This is a genomic window from Streptomyces sp. NPDC025793 (assembly GCF_055558375.1).
Genome location: NZ_JBVHMR010000023.1, coordinates 15,698 through 30,450, shown reverse-complemented (window position 1 = coordinate 30,450; position 14,753 = coordinate 15,698). Strand labels below are relative to the sequence as shown.

Below are 14,753 nucleotides of genomic sequence, written 5' to 3'. Positions count from 1 at the left end.
CGCGCGCCGGGGCGAGCCCGCCCGCCGCCCGGACGTCAGTTCCAGTCCGCGTACGACGCGAATTCGCCGGTGTCGGCGAGCTGCTCGTCGGCACCTTCGAGGTCCTCCGGGAGGAGGCTCCAGACGATGTAGTCGCTGCGGACGTCGCTCCAGGTGTCGTCGTCGCCGCGGACGTGGACTATGCAGGCGTTGCGCAGGACGCCCTCGCTGATGCAGCCGATCTTCTGGGCGACCTGCTGGGCGGCGGTGTTGTCGGCGGCGGTGCGCAGTTCGATGCGCTCGAACTTCTGGTCGCTGAAGAGCCAGTGCGCGGTGGCGAGCGCGGCCTCGGACGCGTAGCCCTCGCCGCGGGCCCAGGGCGCGATGATGTACGACATCTCGGTGGAGCGCACCTGCCAGTTGGTCCTGGCGAGCTGGACGATGCCGACCAGGCGCTGGGTGAGGAACTCGGTGACGGCGAGGTCGAGGCCGCGGCCGGCGATGCGTTCGGCGGGGGCGTAGCGGGTGATCCAGTGGCGTGCCTGGTCCTCGCTGTACGGCTGCGGGACGGCGGTCCAGGCGCCGACCTGCTCGTCGTTCATCATCTCGGCCAGGGCGGGCGCGTCGTCCACGTCGAGGGGACGCAGCACCAACCGCTCCGTGCTGATGGAGATGTTGGGGAAGGTGCTAGTCATGCGCCGCTCCGTAACCTTCGGAAGACTTGAGAGACCGTCAGGACCGTCAGGGCCCGCTGAACTGCCCAGCATGCAGCATGAAACCACTCGTGCGCACGACGGGGTCCGCTCCCGCGGCGGTGCGGGAGCGGACCCCGTGCGGGTCGCGGCGGTGCGGACGGACCGTCAGCCCTGGGCCACCGCCAGGACGGAGCCCTGGTACTTGTCCTCGATGAACTTCTTGACCTCGGGCGAGACGAGGAGCTTGGCGAGCTTCTTGACGCGCGGGTCGTTCTCGTTGCCCTTCTTCACGGCGAGGAAGTTGGCGTACGGGTTGTTCTTCGCCGACTCCAGCAGGATCGCCTCCTTGGCGGGCTTGAGACCCGCGGAGATGGCGTAGTTGCCGTTCACCACGGCGGCGTCCACGTCGTCCAGGGAGCGCGGGGTCTGGGCCGCCTCGACCTCCTTGAACTGAAGGTGCTTGGGGTTCTTGGCGATGTCCTGGGGGGTGGCCTCGTTGCCGGTGCCGGACTTGAGGGTGATGAGCCCGTTGTCGGCGAGCAGCTTGAGTGCGCGGCCCTCGTTGACGGCGTCGTTCGGGACGGCGACGGTCGCACCGCTCTTCAGCGCGTCGGCCTTCTTGACCTTGTGGGAGTACAGGCCGAGCGGCTCCAGGTGCACCGTGACGACGGGCACGATGTGGGTGCCGTGCTTCTGGTTGAAGTCGTCCAGGTACGGCTGGTTCTGGAAGTAGTTGGCGCCCACCGAGCCGTCCTCGGTGGCCGTGTTCGGCGCGATGTAGTCGGTGAACTCCTTGACCTCCAGGTCGAGGCCCGCCTTCTTCGCCAGGTTCTTCTTGACGAAGTCGAGGATCTCGGCGTGCGGGGTCGGGCTCGCGGCGACGACCAGCGGACCGCTGTAGTCGTGGGAACTGGAGGAGCTGCCGGAGCCGCAGGCGGAGAGCCCGAAGGTGAGGGCTCCGGCGGCGAGGACGGCGGTGGTGAGCTTGGCGGTGTTACGCACGAAAAGTGCCTTTCCTTATGGGTGGTGCGACCCCGTCATGGGTGGGCGGGGAAACTCAGGGGGACTGCTCGGCGGACTGCTCAGGCGGCCTTGCCGACCTCGGACGCCGCCGGCTCCTTCGCCTTGAGCAGGCGGAGCCTCGGCGCGGGGCCGGAGCGGGCGCCGCGGCTGTGCAGGGAGCGGGCGGCGAAGTCGCCGGCGAACTGGATGAGGGAGATGGCGACGGCGAGGATCGCGACGGTGATCCACATCATCTGGGTCTCGAAGCGCTGGTAGCCGTAGCGGACGGCGAGGTCGCCGAGGCCGCCGCCGCCGACCGTGCCGGCCATGGCGGAGTAGCCGATGAGGGCGATGATCGTGGTGGTGGTGCTGGCGATCAGCGAGGGCAGGGCCTCGGGGACGAGGACCTTGCGGACGATCGTCCAGGTGTTGCCGCCCATGGACTGCACTGCCTCGACGAGACCGTTGTCCACCTCGCGGACGGCCGTCTCGACCAGGCGCGCGAAGAAGGGGATGCCGCCGATGGCGAGCGGCACGATCGCGGCGGTCGTCCCGATCGTCGTCCCGGTGACCCAGCGCGTGAAGGTCATCAGGGCGACCATCAGGATGATGAACGGCATCGACCGGCCGACGTTCACGATCTGGCCGATCACCTTGTTCACGACGACGTTCTGCACCAGACCGCCCCGGTCGGTGAGGACGAGCAGGACGCCGAGCGGCAGGCCCACGGCGACGGCTATCAGGGTGGACCAGACCACCATCGTGAGCGTGTCGGTACAGGCCTGCGACAGCAGCGGCTGCATCTCGGACCAGGTCACTCGGCACCATCCTTCACCAGCACGGGCTCCTCGCCCCGGCCCTCGTGGCCGACGACGTCGATCTGCAGGCCCCGCTCGCGCAGGAAGCCGATCGGCACCACGTTGTCCTCGTAGCGGCCGGGCAGTTCGATGCGCATACGGCCGATCTGGAGGCCGCCGACGGTGTCGATGGCGGCGCCGAGGATCGAGATGTCGACGTTGTAGGTGCGCGCCAGCTGCGAGATGACCGGCTGGGTGGCGGCCTCGCCGTGGAAGGTGACGTCGAGGACGGTGCGGTCGTCGCCCGTGCGCTCGCCGCTCACCGGGAACAGCGCGGCGGCCAGTTCGGAGTCCGGGGTGGCCAGCAGTTCGCTGACCGTGCCGTGCTCCACGATCCGGCCCCGCTCCATGAGGGCGGCGGAGTCGCAGATCGACTTCACGACGTCCATCTCGTGGGTGATGAGCAGGACGGTCAGGCCGAGCTGGCGGTTGAGGTCGCGCAGCAGCTGGAGGATGGAGCGGGTGGTCTCGGGGTCGAGGGCACTGGTGGCCTCGTCGGAGAGCAGCACCTTGGGGTCGCCGGCCAGGGCGCGGGCGATGCCGACGCGCTGCTTCTGGCCGCCGGAGAGCTGGGCGGGGAAGGCCTTGGCCTGGTCCGCGAGGCCGACCAGGTCGAGGAGTTCGAGCGCCTTGCGGGAGCGCTCCTTGCCGGACGTGCCGAGGATCTCCAGCGGCAGCTCGACGTTGTCCTGCACGGTGCGCGTGGACAGCAGGTTGAAGTGCTGGAAGACCATGCCGATACGGCTGCGCGCCCGGCGCAGCTCCCGGCCGGCGCGCGGGCCGCGGCCGGCCAGGGCGGTGAGGTCCTGTCCGGCGACGGTCACGGTGCCGGAGGTGGGGCGCTCCAGCAGGTTGACGCAGCGGATGAGGGAGGACTTGCCGGCGCCGGACTGGCCGATGACGCCGTAGACCTCGCCTTCGCGGACGTGCAGGTCGACGCCGTCGAGGGCGGTGACCTCACGGCCGCGGGAGCGGTAGACCTTGGTCAGGCCCGAGGTGGTGATCACAGGATTTCCGTCACTGTCGAGTGCGCGGGCGTGGGTGGGCCCGGGCACGGGTGCATGCGGTTCAGGCATGGGAAGTGGGTGTGCGTCTCGTACGGACTGCGGCGCACGGACATGCCACGGCTCTCGCTTCGGGGCGCGAGGCTCAGCTGATGCGGGGGCCCTCTAGAAGGCGCACATTCGACACATCAGGCGACACATACAACGAGCACCGGGCGTCATGGTCGCCTCGGTCGCAAGGGTGCGGCAGCTCGTCGTGGTCATGCGGCAAGTAAAGCAGACGGTCACTCCTGACCGGTCGCCGCTGTCCGCATAGTGGACAGCGGCGGACAGTACGGGGCCGGGACTCAGCCGCGGACCGAGATCTCCACGCCCGCGTCGGTGACCAGTGCGGACAAGGCCGACAGGTCCCGCACGACGAGGTCGGCGTCCAGCTCGTCGGCCCGGTGGGTTGTGGCCAACGCCACGGTGGTCATCCCGGCGGCGCGGCCCGCCCGGAGCCCGGCCGGGGCGTCCTCGAAGACGACGCAGCGGGCGGGGTCGACACCCAGCTGCCGGGCGGCCAGGAGGTAGGGCTCGGGGTCGGGCTTGCCGTGCGTGATGTCGTCGGCGGCGATCAGTGTCTTGGCCAGGATGCCGACGGCGTCGAGCCGGGCCTCGGCCAGCCGCCGGGTGGCCGAGGTGACGACGGCCCAGCACTCGGCGGGCAGACCCGACAGGAACTCGCTCGTGCCGGGCAGGAGCCGGACGCCGCCGTCCGGCACGTCGTCGACCTCCAACTGCTCGACCCGGGCGACCGCTTCGGGCACGAGGTGCGCGGGCAGCAGGTCGGCGACTATCTCGGCGGCGGGCCGCCCGTGCAGTTCCACGCGCCCGAAGTCCTCTGCGGTGATCCCGTACTCCCGGGCCCAGCGGGCCCAGCAGCGTTCGACGGAGGCGAGGGAGGAGACGAGGGTGCCGTCGTTGTCGAAGAGGAGGGCCTGTGCGTGGATCGTCATGGTCCAGACCCTACGGCGTACGGCGGGGTCGGCGGCCGGGGTCCGTTTCGGCCGTAATAGGGTCTCCGCATGCTCAATGCCCTGACGCTGGTGACCGGGATCGCCGCGCTGCTGCTCGCCGCGTGGTGCGGCTGGGCCGCGTACCGCGACCAGCCGACCAAGGACTGGCACTTCATCGGCATGGCCGTGGTGTCGGTCCTGGCCGTGCTCCAGTTGGTGATCGGGATCGTCCAGCTGGTGCGGGGCGAGAAGCCGGAACAGGGTACGACGATCTTCGTGGCGTATCTGCTGGGAGCGTTCGCGTGTGTGCCGGCGGCGGGGATGATGTCGCTGGCCGAGCGGACCCGCTGGGGTTCGGTGACGGCGGCCGCCGGCGGTGTGGTGCTGGCCGTGCTGGAGGTGCGGCTCTATGACATCTGGGGAGGCTGACGTGACGACGGCGGAGGAGAAGCCGGCCCGGCTGATCAGCGGGCCGGGCATGCTGCTCGTCTGGTTCTACGGCGTGATGGTCGTCGGCGCGGTGTCGCGCTCGGTGTTCCAGATCGCGACGGACTTCCAGCGGGCGCCGCTGGCCTACTCCCTGTCGGCCGTGGCGGGAGTCGTGTACGGCTTCATCACCTACTCGCTCGTCCGGGGCGGAGAGACCGCCCGCAAGGCGGCGCTGGTGTGCTGCGCCGCCGAACTCGCGGGTGTGCTTCTCGTCGGTACGTGGACCGTGGTCGACAGCTCGGCCTTCCCGGACGCGACCGTCTGGTCCGACTTCGGGATGGGGTACGTCTTCATTCCCGTGCTGCTGCCGATCTCCGCGCTGTACTGGCTGCGCAAGTCGCGCGACACCGTCACGCCGTAGCGGCGTACGCCCCCGCCTGCTTCTCCAGGATGATCAGCTCCACGCCGTCCGCGCCCTTGGAGCGGCCGACCGTCTCGTAGCCGGAGCGGCGGTAGAGGCGGAGGTTGCCCTCGCTGCGGTAGCCCGTGAAGAGGCGGAACCTGGTGGCGCCCCGCTCCTCCACCAGCGCCGCCTCGGCCGAGCGCAGCAGCCTCGCGCCGATGCCGTGTCCCTGCAGGCGGGGGTGGACGCAGAGCTTGGCGATGGCGGCCGCGCCGTCCTCGGTGACCTTGCCGCGCACGGAGCCGACCACCTCGTCACCGAGCCGGGCGACGAAGACGCAGTCGGAGGCGACTTCCCCACGGACCGAGTCCAGGGTTTGGACGAGCGGGTCGATGCGGTAGTTGCCGTACAGCGCCGCCTCGCCCTGGAAGCACAGGTACTGGAGCCTGAAGATCTGCTCCGCGTCCTGCTCGGTCGCCACCGAGATGGTCACGCTCATGCCCATGTGCGCACGCCTCCCGCTCACCTGATCACCTGTCGTTCCCACTCCTATCCCCGCGCTTCGCGCGCCGCAACCTCCGGTGTGAGCAAACGCCGTAGACATCCCAGACATCTGGAGCGTTCCGGGCCAAGGCTGCCCTGTGAGATACCCAACTCCCCCGCGATCTCCCGGTATGTCAGATCCTTCGGCGAGAGCAGGGCCTCGATCAGCCGGGGGCAGCGGCCGGGCAGCCGGCGCACCGCCTCGCGCAGGGCGCGGTGCCGGGCGGCGGTGAGGACGAGCTGCTCGGGGCCGGGACGGATGTCGTCGGCCGGCTCGACGCCGTAGGGGCGTTCGCGCCGGGTGGTACGGCGGCTGCGGCGAGCCTCGGCGCGGACGGCCTTGCGCAGCCAGCCCTCGGGGTCCGGCGGCGGCCCGTCGCGCTCCAGCCGTTCCAGCAGCCGGACCCAGACGGCCTGTTCCAGGTCTCCCGGCTCGCTCCCCGCGGCATATGCCTCGGCCGAGGCCTCGGCGGTGAGCAGCGGGCTCAGGGCGGCTACGAGGTCGTACGTCATATGCGGAACGACGCGCCGTCCCGGGGGCAGGTTTCCGGGGCGGCGCGGAGTCAGCCCGAACGAGGTGCGGCGGGCCGAACGGTTGACGGGGGATCAGGCGGCTCTCAGCCGGCCAGGAAGTCGGCGCGGGCGAGCAGGCCTGTGTCGGCGTTGTCGGTGAAGACGCCGTCGATGCCGGTCGCGAAGTACGTCCTGAACGCGCCGAAGGGGTCGCCGTAGGCGTCGGCCGCGCTGCCCCTGCGGTACTCGGCCGGCAGGAACGGGTTCTCGTTGCGCATGGTGTAGGGGTGCAGGACCAGCCCCACCTTGTGCGCGTCGCGGACCAGCGTGGTCGGCTCGCCCAGGGTGCCGTCGGCGTTCTTCGGTATCACCAGGTCCAGGGTCGGGCCGATGCCCTGCGCGTAGCCGGCGAGCTCACGCAGCCCCTTGGCCGTGATCAGGTCGGCGACCGTGCGCGGGTCGCCCGCCTCGACGAAGTCGTAGGGGCGGCTGTCGGCCGAGGAGAGCAGTACGACGAGCGGGTTGTCGACGAGCCGGTTCAGCCTCTGGACGCTGGTGGGCTCGAAGGACTGCAGGATGACCGGCGCGTCACGGCCGTCCTTGCCGTACTTGGCGAGCAGCTTCGCCACCCGCTCCTCCAGGCCGAGGCCCAGCCCCCGGAAGTAGGTGGGGTGCTTGGTCTCGGGGTAGATCCAGACCTGCTTGCCGCGCTTGCGGGTCTGCTCGTCCTGCCACTTCAGGACCTCTTCGAACGTGGGGATCTCCCAGCGCCCGTTGTAGAGGGTGTTGTGCGGCCGGTTGGCCGGGATGCGCTCGATCGCGCGGAGCGTCTTCAGCTCGGCGAGGGTGAAGTCCTCGGTGAACCAGCCGGTGGTGGCGACCCCGTCCAGCGTCTTGGTGGTCCTGCGGTCGGCGAACTCGGGATGGTCGGCCACGTCGGTGGTGCCGCCGATCTCCGGCTCGTGCCGGCAGACGAGGTGGCCGTCCTTGGTGGGCACCAGGTCACCGGCCTCGACCACGTCGGCGCCCAGGTCCAGGGCCAGGTCGTAGGAACCGAAGGTGTGCTCGGGCCGGTAGCCGCTGGCGCCCCGGTGGCCGATGATCGTCGGCACCGGCAGGCTCTTCAGACCCCGGCCCGCGGGCCTCGCGCCCCGGGTCTCCGCCGCGGCCGCGGCGCCCGGCACTCCGAGGACCGCCCCGCCCGCGCCGAACACCGCCGCGCCGAGGATCGCCCGCCGTCCGGCGCCCTCGCTCCGGGTGCCCTGGGTCTGCTCGTTCGCCTGGTCGCTGCCCATCGACGTCTCCTGCCGTCTTCGTCCGCCCGTGGAGCCCGTGTGGCTCCGAGGCACGTATCAACTCGTGAAGTCCGGCCGATCGTAGGGGTGGGGTCATGACCGAAGGGAGACCTGCGTCCGAACACCCGGGTGACGCCGTGTGACCTGTGGCGGCCGGCCGCCGGGACGTCGCCGGGCGGACACCGTCGGTAAACCCACGTCAACACTTCGTAAGACCTGGGTGAACCGGGCGTCCCCGATGTGCGTTCGGCAGGGGCCCGCGAGTAATGTCCTCACCTGCACAGACTCATAACGCCTCTCGACATCGGAGGACCCGTTGTCCCGCTTCCGGCTCATCAAGGCAGTGCTCGGACCGATCATGCGCCTGATGTTCCGCCCACAGGTGGAGGGCGTGGAGCACATCCCCGGGGACGGGCCGGTGATCCTGGCGGGCAATCACCTCACGTTCATCGACTCGATCGTGCTGCCGGTGGTCACCAAGCGGCAGGTGCACTTCATCGGCAAGGACGAGTACGTCACGGGCAAGACCCTCAAGGGCCGGCTGATGGCGTGGTTCTTCACCGGCGTCGGCATGATCCCGGTGGACCGGGACGGCGGCCACGGCGGCGTCGCCGCGCTGATGACCGGGCGCCGGGTTCTGGAGGAGGGCAAGATCTTCGGGATCTACCCCGAGGGCACGAGGTCGCCCGACGGCCGGCTGTACCGGGGGCGCACCGGTATCGCGCGGCTGACGCTGATGACCGGTGCGCCGGTGGTCCCCTTCGCCATGATCGGCACGGACAAGCTGCAGCCGGGGGGCAGCGGCATCCCGCGGCCCGGCCGCGTCACCGTCCGGTTCGGCGAGGCGATGGAGTTCTCGCGGTACGACGGGATGGACCGGGACCGGTATGTGCTGCGGGCCGTGACCGACTCGGTGATGGCCGAGGTCATGCGGCTGGGCGGGCAGGAGTACGTGGACATGTACGCCACGAAGGCGAAGGCTGCGTAGCGCCGCTGGCAGTTCGGGCGCGGCGCGTGGTCGCTGTTCGCGCCCGCGCGGCGGGGCCGCATATCAGACACAGCCCCGCGCCTCAGGGGGTTTCGCCTACTCGGCACTCTCCAGTTTCTGGTCCTTCAGCAGGAACCATGCGGCCAAGGCAGCGGTCAGGAGGACTGCCGCTCCCGCGCCCGAGGCCAGGTGGAGGCCGTGGACGAAGGATTCGCGGGCGGCGTCCAGCATCTGCTGGGCCGTGTGCGGGGGCAGTTTCGCCGCCGCGTCCGCCGCCGCTCCCAGTGACTCGTGGGCCTCGGGCGGCGTACCCGCCGGGCCCGTGAAGTCGCGGTAGACGCCCGTCACGATCGAGCCCAGCAGGGCGATGCCCAGGGCGGCGCCCAGTTCGTACGCCGTCTCGGAGACCGCCGAGGCGGCGCCCGCCTGTTCCTTGGGCACGCTGGAGAGGATCACGTCGGCCGTCACCGTGAAGGAGAAGCCAGCCCCGACCCCGACGACCAGCAGTGCGGCGCCGAGGACCGGGTACCCCGTCGACACGCCCAGGGCCGTCAGCGCCGCCAGGGCGAGTCCCACGGCGGCGAGACCGCCGCAGACCACGGTCCGCACCGAGAAGCGGCGGGCGGCGCGGCCCGCCATCAGGCCGGCCACCACCGCGCCGACGGCGGCGGGCAGTTCGGCGAGGCCCGCCTCGAACGGGCGCCTGCCCTGGACGAGTTGCAGGTACTGGGAGAGGAAGAACACCAGGCCGGACATGCCGAGCACGGTCAGCAGGTCGGCGAGGACCGCCCCGCTGAAGCCGCGCCGACGGAACAGACGCATGTCCAACAGCGGGACCGGCATGGTGAGTTGGCGGTGCACGAAGCCGTGGAGCGCGGCCGCGCCCAGCAGGCCCGCGGCGAGCGTCGGCCAGGTGAAGCCGTGGGTCGCCGCCTCCTTGACCGCGTAGACGACACCGATCATGCCGACCAGGGACAGCAGGACGCTGGCCAGGTCCCAGGGGCCGGGGTGCGGGTTGCGGGACTCGGGCAGCGTACGGATGCCGACGAGGACCAGGACGGCCATCACCGGCAGGTTGATGAGGAAGACCGAGCCCCACCAGAAGTGTTCGAGCAGGAACCCGCCCGCGATCGGGCCGACCGCCGTACCGGCCGAGGCGGTCGCGCCCCAGATGCCGACGGCGAGGCTGCGCTCGCGCGGGTCGTGGAAGAGGTTGCGGATCAGGGCGAGGGTGGCGGGCATCAGGGTCGCGCCCGCCACACCGAGCAGCGCCCGTGCCAGGATCATCAACTCCGGTGTCGTGGCATAGGCGTTGAGGACGGAGATCGCGCCGAACGCGGTGGCACCGCCGAGCAGGATGCGCTTGCGGCCGATGCGGTCGCCGAGGCTGCCCATGGAGACCAGCAGGCCGGCGATGACGAAGGAGTAGACGTCGCCGATCCAGAGGAGCTGGGTGCCGGAGGGGTTCAGGTCTTCGCTGATGTAGGGGGTCGCCAGGCCGAGGACGGTGGCGTCGACGGCCACCAGCAGCACGGCCAGGACGAGGACGGAGAGCGCGAGCCAGCGGCCCCGGCGCTTCTCCGACTCCGTCGCACCGGCCGGCTGCAGGGTGCTGGTCATGATTCCTCTCTTCTTACGCGTTCGTACGTCGTACGCCGCCGAGCAGCAGCTCGACGACCATGTAGGTGAAGTCCTTGGCGGCCACCCGGCCCTCGGACACGCCCCAGGCGCCGGAGGCCAGCAGGCCGTAGAGCGCCTCGGTGAGCCAGGCCGGGGTGAGGTCGATGCGGAACTCGCCGCTCTCCTGGCCGCGCCGGAACAGGGACATGAGGCGTTCGTCGATGCGGGCCCAGCCCTGGTTCTGCTCCTCGCCCTCGAACAGCTGGTTCTCGGTGTAGAGGAAGGCGAGCAGGCCGGCCGCGGGTTCGATCGCGCGGACCAGACGCCGTACGGCCTCGGCCGCCGGGCCGTCGTCCAGGCCGGCCGCGTCCAGCGCCGCCTCGCACTCCGCGATGCCGAGCGCCTCCAGCGCCCGGACGAGCGCGTCGCGCCCGGCGAAGTGGCGGTGCAGCGTGGCCCGGCTGATTCCGGCGGCCTTGGCGACCTCGTCCATGGTCGCGGTGGATTTACGGGTCAGCAGGGCGGCTGCGCTGCGCAGCACATGGTCACGGTCCAGAGCCATGAGACAAGGGTAACCCACGTGAGACATTCATGTCTCATCCTGGGCGCACGTGACTCAAAGGAGCTGGACAGAGGGGGTGCGGGATCAGTGCCAGGGCAGCTGTCCGCGACGCTCCCAGTAGGCGTTCGGGTCCTCGGCGAGCGTGGCGAGGCGGGTCAGCTGGTCCACGTCGAGGTCGACGGCGGGGGCGTGCAGATTCGAGAAGAGCTGCGGGACGGTCGCCGCGCCGGACAGGACGACGCCCGCCCAGGGCTGGCCCAGGATCCAGGCGAGCGCCACGGCGTCACACCCGAGGGAGGTCTCCTCGGCGACGGCCCTCAGCATCTCCGGGGCATGCGGCGCGGCGAGCCGGCCGTTGGCCATGCCCTCCTTGACGATCACGGTGAGCCCGGCGTCGTGCGCCTCGGCGAGCGCGGGGGCGGCCGAGTGCTCCAGGAGGTTGTACGTCGACTGGACGGTACGGAAGAGGGGCTCGCCGTCGACAGTGATCGCGAGGGCGGCGCGGATGGCGTCGGCCTGGGCGGGGCCGCTGGTGGAGAAGCCGACGCTCACGCCCTGGGCGGCCGCCTCGGCCAGCTTGACGTGCAGGTCCTTGTCGGTCAGGGCCGGGCTGTCCGGAGTCACCGAGTGGATCTGGTAGAGGTCGAGCCGGTCGCCGAGCAGCGCGTCGGTCTCGGCGCGCTGACGGTCGTAGGCCGCCACGCTGTGGTCCTTGACCTCGTGCTTCTCGGCGTCCGTGGCCCAGCCGGCGGTGTACGTGTAGCCCCACTTGCTGCCGACGACCACGTCGTCGATGTCGGGGCGGGCGTTCAGCCAGTCGGCGAGGAACTCCTCGGAACGGCCGTAGGAGCGGGCCACGTCGAAGTAGCGCACGCCCTGGGCGTAGGCGGCGTCGAGGAGTTCATGGGTGCGGTCGCGCAGGGCGTCGACGCTGCGGTTCTCCCCGAGGTCCTCGTCCCGGCCCAGGTTGATGTAGCCGGGACGGCCGACGGCGGCCAGGCCGAGGCCGATGTGGCAGGTCGGCGTGGTGGCGTGCGCGAGACGGGCGAAGGGCATCGCGGGCTCCGTTCGGTCGGCTGACTGACGACCAACGTAACCCGCGACGCCCTCAGGTCACTTCTTTGCGTCGGCCCAGGCGTGCTGTGCCGCCACGTCCGCCTTGACCTCCGCCAGCTGGACGGCGACCGCGCTGGGCGCCGTACCGCCGCGGCCGTTGCGGGAGGCGAGGGCGCCGGGGACGTTGAGCACGGACCGCACCTCCGGGGTGAGATGCGCGGAGATCTTCGCGAACTGCTCGTCCGTGAGGCCGTCCAGCTCCTTGCCGTCGGCCTCGGCGACCTTCACGCACTCCCCCGCGACCTCGTGCGCCACGCGGAACGGCACGCCCTGCTTGACCAGCCACTCCGCGATGTCGGTGGCGAGCGAGAAGCCGGCCGGGGCCAGCTCCTCCATCCGCTCGCGGTTGACCGTGAGGGTGGCCATCATGCCGGTGAAGGCGGGCAGCAGCACCTCCAGCTGGTCGCAGGAGTCGAAGACCGGCTCCTTGTCCTCCTGGAGGTCGCGGTTGTAGGCGAGCGGCAGGGCCTTGAGCGTCGCCATCAGGCCGGTCAGGTTGCCGATCAGACGGCCGGACTTGCCGCGCGCCAGCTCGGCGATGTCCGGGTTCTTCTTCTGCGGCATGATCGACGAGCCCGTGGAGAACGCGTCGTGCAGGGTCACGAAGGAGAACTCCTTCGTGTTCCAGATGATGATCTCCTCCGCGATCCGGGAGAGGTTCACGCCGATCATCGCGGTGATGAAGGCGAACTCGGCGACGAAGTCACGGGAGGCCGTGCCGTCGATCGAGTTGGCGGCGCTGCCGTGCTCGAAGCCCAGGTCCTCGGCCACCGCCTCCGGGTCCAGGCCGAGCGAGGAGCCGGCGAGGGCGCCGGAGCCGTACGGCGACACGGCCGTGCGCTCGTCCCACTGTCGCAGCCGCTCGGCGTCCCGGGACAGGGACTGCACATGGGCCAGGACATGGTGGGCGAAGAGCACGGGCTGGGCGTGCTGGAGGTGGGTGCGGCCCGGCATCGCGACGTCGGGGTGGGCCTCGGCGAGGCCGACCAGGGCGTCCTGGAGATCGGCGATCAGGCCGCCGATGACGCGGGCGTGGTCCCTGAGGTACATCCGGAAGAGGGTCGCCACCTGGTCGTTGCGCGACCGGCCGGCGCGCAGCTTGCCGCCGAGGTCCGGGCCGAGGCGCTCCAGCAGGCCGCGCTCCAGGGCGGTGTGCACGTCCTCGTCGGCGATGGTGCCGGTGAAGGTGCCGGCGGCGACGTCGGCCTCCAGCCGGTCGAGCCCGTCGATCATGCGGGCCAGCTCGTCCTCGGTGAGCAGCCCCGCCTTGTGGAGGACGCGCGCGTGAGCACGCGAACCCGCGATGTCGTAGGGCGCGAGCCGCCAGTCGAAGTGGACGGACGCGGACAGCTTCGCCAGGGCCTCGGCGGGACCGTCGGCGAAACGGCCGCCCCAGAGCCGGACGTCACCGCTGTTGCTGCTCACTTGCGCTGCTCCTAGAGAAGGTGGGTGGGTCGGTTGTGGTGCCGGTCGTGCGCCAGGCTATGCCCGCAGGTCCCGCCGCGCGGCGATCTGCGAGGACAGGCCGTAGATGTCGATGAAGCCCTTGGCCGCGGCCTGGTCGAAGGTGTCGCCCGTGTCGTAGGTGGCGAGGTTGAAGTCGTAGAGCGAGGAGGCGGAGCGGCGGCCGGTGACGACGGCGCGGCCGCCGTGCAGGGTCATCCGGATGTCGCCGGACACGTGCGTGCTCGCCTCGTCGACGAAGCCGTCCAGGGCGCGCTTGAGCGGGGAGAACCACTGGCCGTCGTAGACCAGTTCGCCCCAGCGCTGCTCCACCTGCCGCTTGTAGCGGGCGAGTTCGCGCTCGACGGTGACGTTCTCCAGCTCCTGGTGGGCGGTGATCAGGGCGATGGCGCCCGGCGCCTCGTACACCTCGCGGGACTTGATGCCGACGAGCCGGTCCTCGACCATGTCGATCCGGCCGATGCCCTGGGCGCCGGCGCGCTCGTTGAGCCGCTGGATCGCCTGGAGGACGGTGACGGGCTCGCCGTCGACCGCGACCGGGACGCCCGCCTCGAAGGTGAGGACCACCTCGTCGGGCTCGCGGGGGACGGAGGGGTCGGCGGTGTAGTCGTAGACGTCCTCGATCGGGGCGTTCCAGATGTCCTCCAGGAAGCCCGTCTCGACGGCGCGTCCGAAGACGTTCTGGTCGATGGAGTACGGGGACTTCCTGGTGGTGGCGATCGGGAGCCGCTCGGCCTCGCAGAAGGCGATCGCCTTGTCCCGGGTCATCGCGTAGTCGCGGACCGGGGCGATGCACTTCAGGTCGGGGGCGAGGGCGACGATGCCGGCCTCGAAGCGGACCTGGTCGTTGCCCTTGCCGGTGCAGCCGTGCGCGACGGTGGTGGCACCGTGCTTCTGCGCGGCGGCTACCAGGTGCTTGACGATCACGGGCCGGGAGAGCGCCGAGACCAGCGGGTAGCGGTCCATGTAGAGGGCGTTGGCCTTGATCGCGGGGAGGCAGTACTCGTCGGCGAACTCGTCCTTGGCGTCGGCGACCTCGGCCTCGACGGCCCCGCAGGCGAGGGCGCGCTTGCGGATGACGTCCAGGTCCTCGCCGCCCTGGCCGACGTCCACCGCTACGGCGATGACCTCGGCGCCCGTCTCCTCGGCGATCCAGCCGATGGCGACGGAGGTGTCCAGACCGCCCGAATAGGCGAGTACGACGCGCTCGGTCACGGGTTTCTCCTCACACTGCAATCCCTGTCATGCATGAGTATGCAGAGCTCTGCATGATTCGTCAATCGAG

At 70.7% G+C, this 14,753-nt stretch carries 16 protein-coding genes; 3 read left to right on the top strand and 13 right to left on the bottom strand.

The genetic code is table 11. The annotated features are described in order from the left end of the window. Positions 1-35: 35 nt before the first annotated feature. The 5 genes from ACZ4MF_RS33045 to ACZ4MF_RS33025 all read right to left on the bottom strand — a co-directional run bounded on the left by ACZ4MF_RS33045 (position 36) and on the right by ACZ4MF_RS33025 (position 4,535). Positions 36-674 carry a GNAT family N-acetyltransferase gene (locus ACZ4MF_RS33045; protein ID WP_467495881.1) on the bottom strand — a complete coding sequence of 213 codons (639 nt, stop codon included), beginning with the start codon at positions 672-674 and terminating at the stop codon, positions 36-38. Between the two features lie 165 nt (positions 675-839). Beyond that, on the bottom strand, positions 840-1,676 hold the full coding sequence (locus ACZ4MF_RS33040) for a MetQ/NlpA family ABC transporter substrate-binding protein (RefSeq protein ID WP_467495879.1): 837 nt from the start codon (positions 1,674-1,676) through the stop codon (positions 840-842). An 80-nt stretch (positions 1,677-1,756) separates the two neighbouring features. Then, entirely contained in the window at positions 1,757-2,494 is a 738-nt protein-coding gene (locus ACZ4MF_RS33035; protein ID WP_467495877.1) for a methionine ABC transporter permease, read from the bottom strand. Continuing rightward, positions 2,491-3,540 (bottom strand): methionine ABC transporter ATP-binding protein, encoded by a 1,050-nt coding sequence (locus ACZ4MF_RS33030; protein ID WP_467495875.1) that lies wholly within the window; start codon positions 3,538-3,540, stop codon positions 2,491-2,493. The genes ACZ4MF_RS33035 and ACZ4MF_RS33030 overlap by 4 nt, the downstream gene beginning before the upstream one ends. 344 nt (positions 3,541-3,884) lie before the next feature. After that, entirely contained in the window at positions 3,885-4,535 is a 651-nt protein-coding gene (locus ACZ4MF_RS33025; RefSeq protein ID WP_467495873.1) for an HAD family hydrolase, read from the bottom strand. A gap of 69 nt (positions 4,536-4,604) precedes the next feature. On the opposite strand from ACZ4MF_RS33025, the gene ACZ4MF_RS33020 reads away from it, so the two are divergent. After that, positions 4,605-4,964 carry a hypothetical protein gene (locus ACZ4MF_RS33020; RefSeq protein ID WP_071378698.1) on the top strand — a complete coding sequence of 120 codons (360 nt, stop codon included), beginning with the start codon at positions 4,605-4,607 and terminating at the stop codon, positions 4,962-4,964. Continuing rightward, complete coding sequence (locus tag ACZ4MF_RS33015) at positions 4,945-5,385, top strand: hypothetical protein (protein ID WP_467495870.1); 441 nt, start codon at positions 4,945-4,947, stop codon at positions 5,383-5,385. Before ACZ4MF_RS33020 ends, ACZ4MF_RS33015 begins: the two co-directional genes overlap by 20 nt. Here the strand turns inward: ACZ4MF_RS33015 and ACZ4MF_RS33010 are convergent. The 3 genes from ACZ4MF_RS33010 to ACZ4MF_RS33000 all read right to left on the bottom strand — a co-directional run bounded on the left by ACZ4MF_RS33010 (position 5,375) and on the right by ACZ4MF_RS33000 (position 7,718). Next, positions 5,375-5,872, bottom strand: a complete 498-nt coding sequence (locus tag ACZ4MF_RS33010; RefSeq protein WP_467496009.1) for a GNAT family N-acetyltransferase — start codon at positions 5,870-5,872, stop codon at positions 5,375-5,377. The genes ACZ4MF_RS33015 and ACZ4MF_RS33010 overlap by 11 nt on opposite strands. A 44-nt stretch (positions 5,873-5,916) precedes the next feature. Continuing rightward, complete coding sequence (locus ACZ4MF_RS33005; RefSeq protein ID WP_356022093.1) at positions 5,917-6,423, bottom strand: sigma-70 family RNA polymerase sigma factor; 507 nt, start codon at positions 6,421-6,423, stop codon at positions 5,917-5,919. Between the two features lie 104 nt (positions 6,424-6,527). Continuing rightward, complete coding sequence (locus tag ACZ4MF_RS33000; protein ID WP_467495869.1) at positions 6,528-7,718, bottom strand: glycerophosphodiester phosphodiesterase; 1,191 nt, start codon at positions 7,716-7,718, stop codon at positions 6,528-6,530. 316 nt (positions 7,719-8,034) lie between these two features. Here ACZ4MF_RS33000 and ACZ4MF_RS32995 point away from each other — a divergent pair, with 316 nt between their 5' ends. After that, positions 8,035-8,706 (top strand): lysophospholipid acyltransferase family protein, encoded by a 672-nt coding sequence (locus tag ACZ4MF_RS32995; RefSeq protein WP_467495867.1) that lies wholly within the window; start codon positions 8,035-8,037, stop codon positions 8,704-8,706. A 96-nt stretch (positions 8,707-8,802) separates the two neighbouring features. Here the strand turns inward: ACZ4MF_RS32995 and ACZ4MF_RS32990 are convergent, their stop codons facing one another. The 5 genes from ACZ4MF_RS32990 to ACZ4MF_RS32970 form a co-directional block, all read right to left on the bottom strand. Continuing rightward, on the bottom strand, positions 8,803-10,326 hold the full coding sequence (locus ACZ4MF_RS32990; RefSeq protein ID WP_467495865.1) for an MFS transporter: 1,524 nt from the start codon (positions 10,324-10,326) through the stop codon (positions 8,803-8,805). 13 nt (positions 10,327-10,339) lie between these two features. After that, a complete protein-coding gene (locus tag ACZ4MF_RS32985) occupies positions 10,340-10,888 on the bottom strand; it encodes a TetR/AcrR family transcriptional regulator (RefSeq protein WP_467495863.1) in 549 nt (182 codons plus the stop codon). Positions 10,889-10,972: 84 nt separating this feature from the next. Further along, on the bottom strand, positions 10,973-11,944 hold the full coding sequence (locus ACZ4MF_RS32980; protein WP_467495861.1) for an aldo/keto reductase: 972 nt from the start codon (positions 11,942-11,944) through the stop codon (positions 10,973-10,975). 57 nt (positions 11,945-12,001) lie between these two features. Next, positions 12,002-13,429 (bottom strand): argininosuccinate lyase, encoded by a 1,428-nt coding sequence (gene argH / locus ACZ4MF_RS32975; RefSeq protein ID WP_467495859.1) that lies wholly within the window; start codon positions 13,427-13,429, stop codon positions 12,002-12,004. 57 nt (positions 13,430-13,486) lie between these two features. After that, positions 13,487-14,683: an argininosuccinate synthase gene (locus ACZ4MF_RS32970; RefSeq protein WP_467495857.1), complete on the bottom strand. Its 1,197-nt coding sequence runs from the start codon at positions 14,681-14,683 to the stop codon at positions 13,487-13,489. Positions 14,684-14,753: the final 70 nt, after the last annotated feature.

Bases quoted from the DNA above. Each gene is read 5' to 3' on its own strand.
- ACZ4MF_RS33020 (WP_071378698.1), top strand. From the start codon at position 4,605: ATGCTCAATGCCCTGACGCTGGTGACCGGGATCGCCGCGCTGCTGCTC.
- ACZ4MF_RS33015 (WP_467495870.1), top strand. From the start codon at position 4,945: ATGACATCTGGGGAGGCTGACGTGACGACGGCGGAGGAGAAGCCGGCC.
- ACZ4MF_RS33010 (WP_467496009.1), bottom strand. From the start codon at position 5,872: ATGGGCATGAGCGTGACCATCTCGGTGGCGACCGAGCAGGACGCGGAG.
- ACZ4MF_RS32990 (WP_467495865.1), bottom strand. From the start codon at position 10,326: ATGACCAGCACCCTGCAGCCGGCCGGTGCGACGGAGTCGGAGAAGCGC.
- ACZ4MF_RS32980 (WP_467495861.1), bottom strand. From the start codon at position 11,944: ATGCCCTTCGCCCGTCTCGCGCACGCCACCACGCCGACCTGCCACATC.
- ACZ4MF_RS33045 (WP_467495881.1), bottom strand. From the start codon at position 674: ATGACTAGCACCTTCCCCAACATCTCCATCAGCACGGAGCGGTTGGTG.
- ACZ4MF_RS32985 (WP_467495863.1), bottom strand. From the start codon at position 10,888: ATGGCTCTGGACCGTGACCATGTGCTGCGCAGCGCAGCCGCCCTGCTG.
- ACZ4MF_RS33025 (WP_467495873.1), bottom strand. From the start codon at position 4,535: ATGACGATCCACGCACAGGCCCTCCTCTTCGACAACGACGGCACCCTC.
- ACZ4MF_RS33000 (WP_467495869.1), bottom strand. From the start codon at position 7,718: ATGGGCAGCGACCAGGCGAACGAGCAGACCCAGGGCACCCGGAGCGAG.
- ACZ4MF_RS33005 (WP_356022093.1), bottom strand. From the start codon at position 6,423: ATGACGTACGACCTCGTAGCCGCCCTGAGCCCGCTGCTCACCGCCGAG.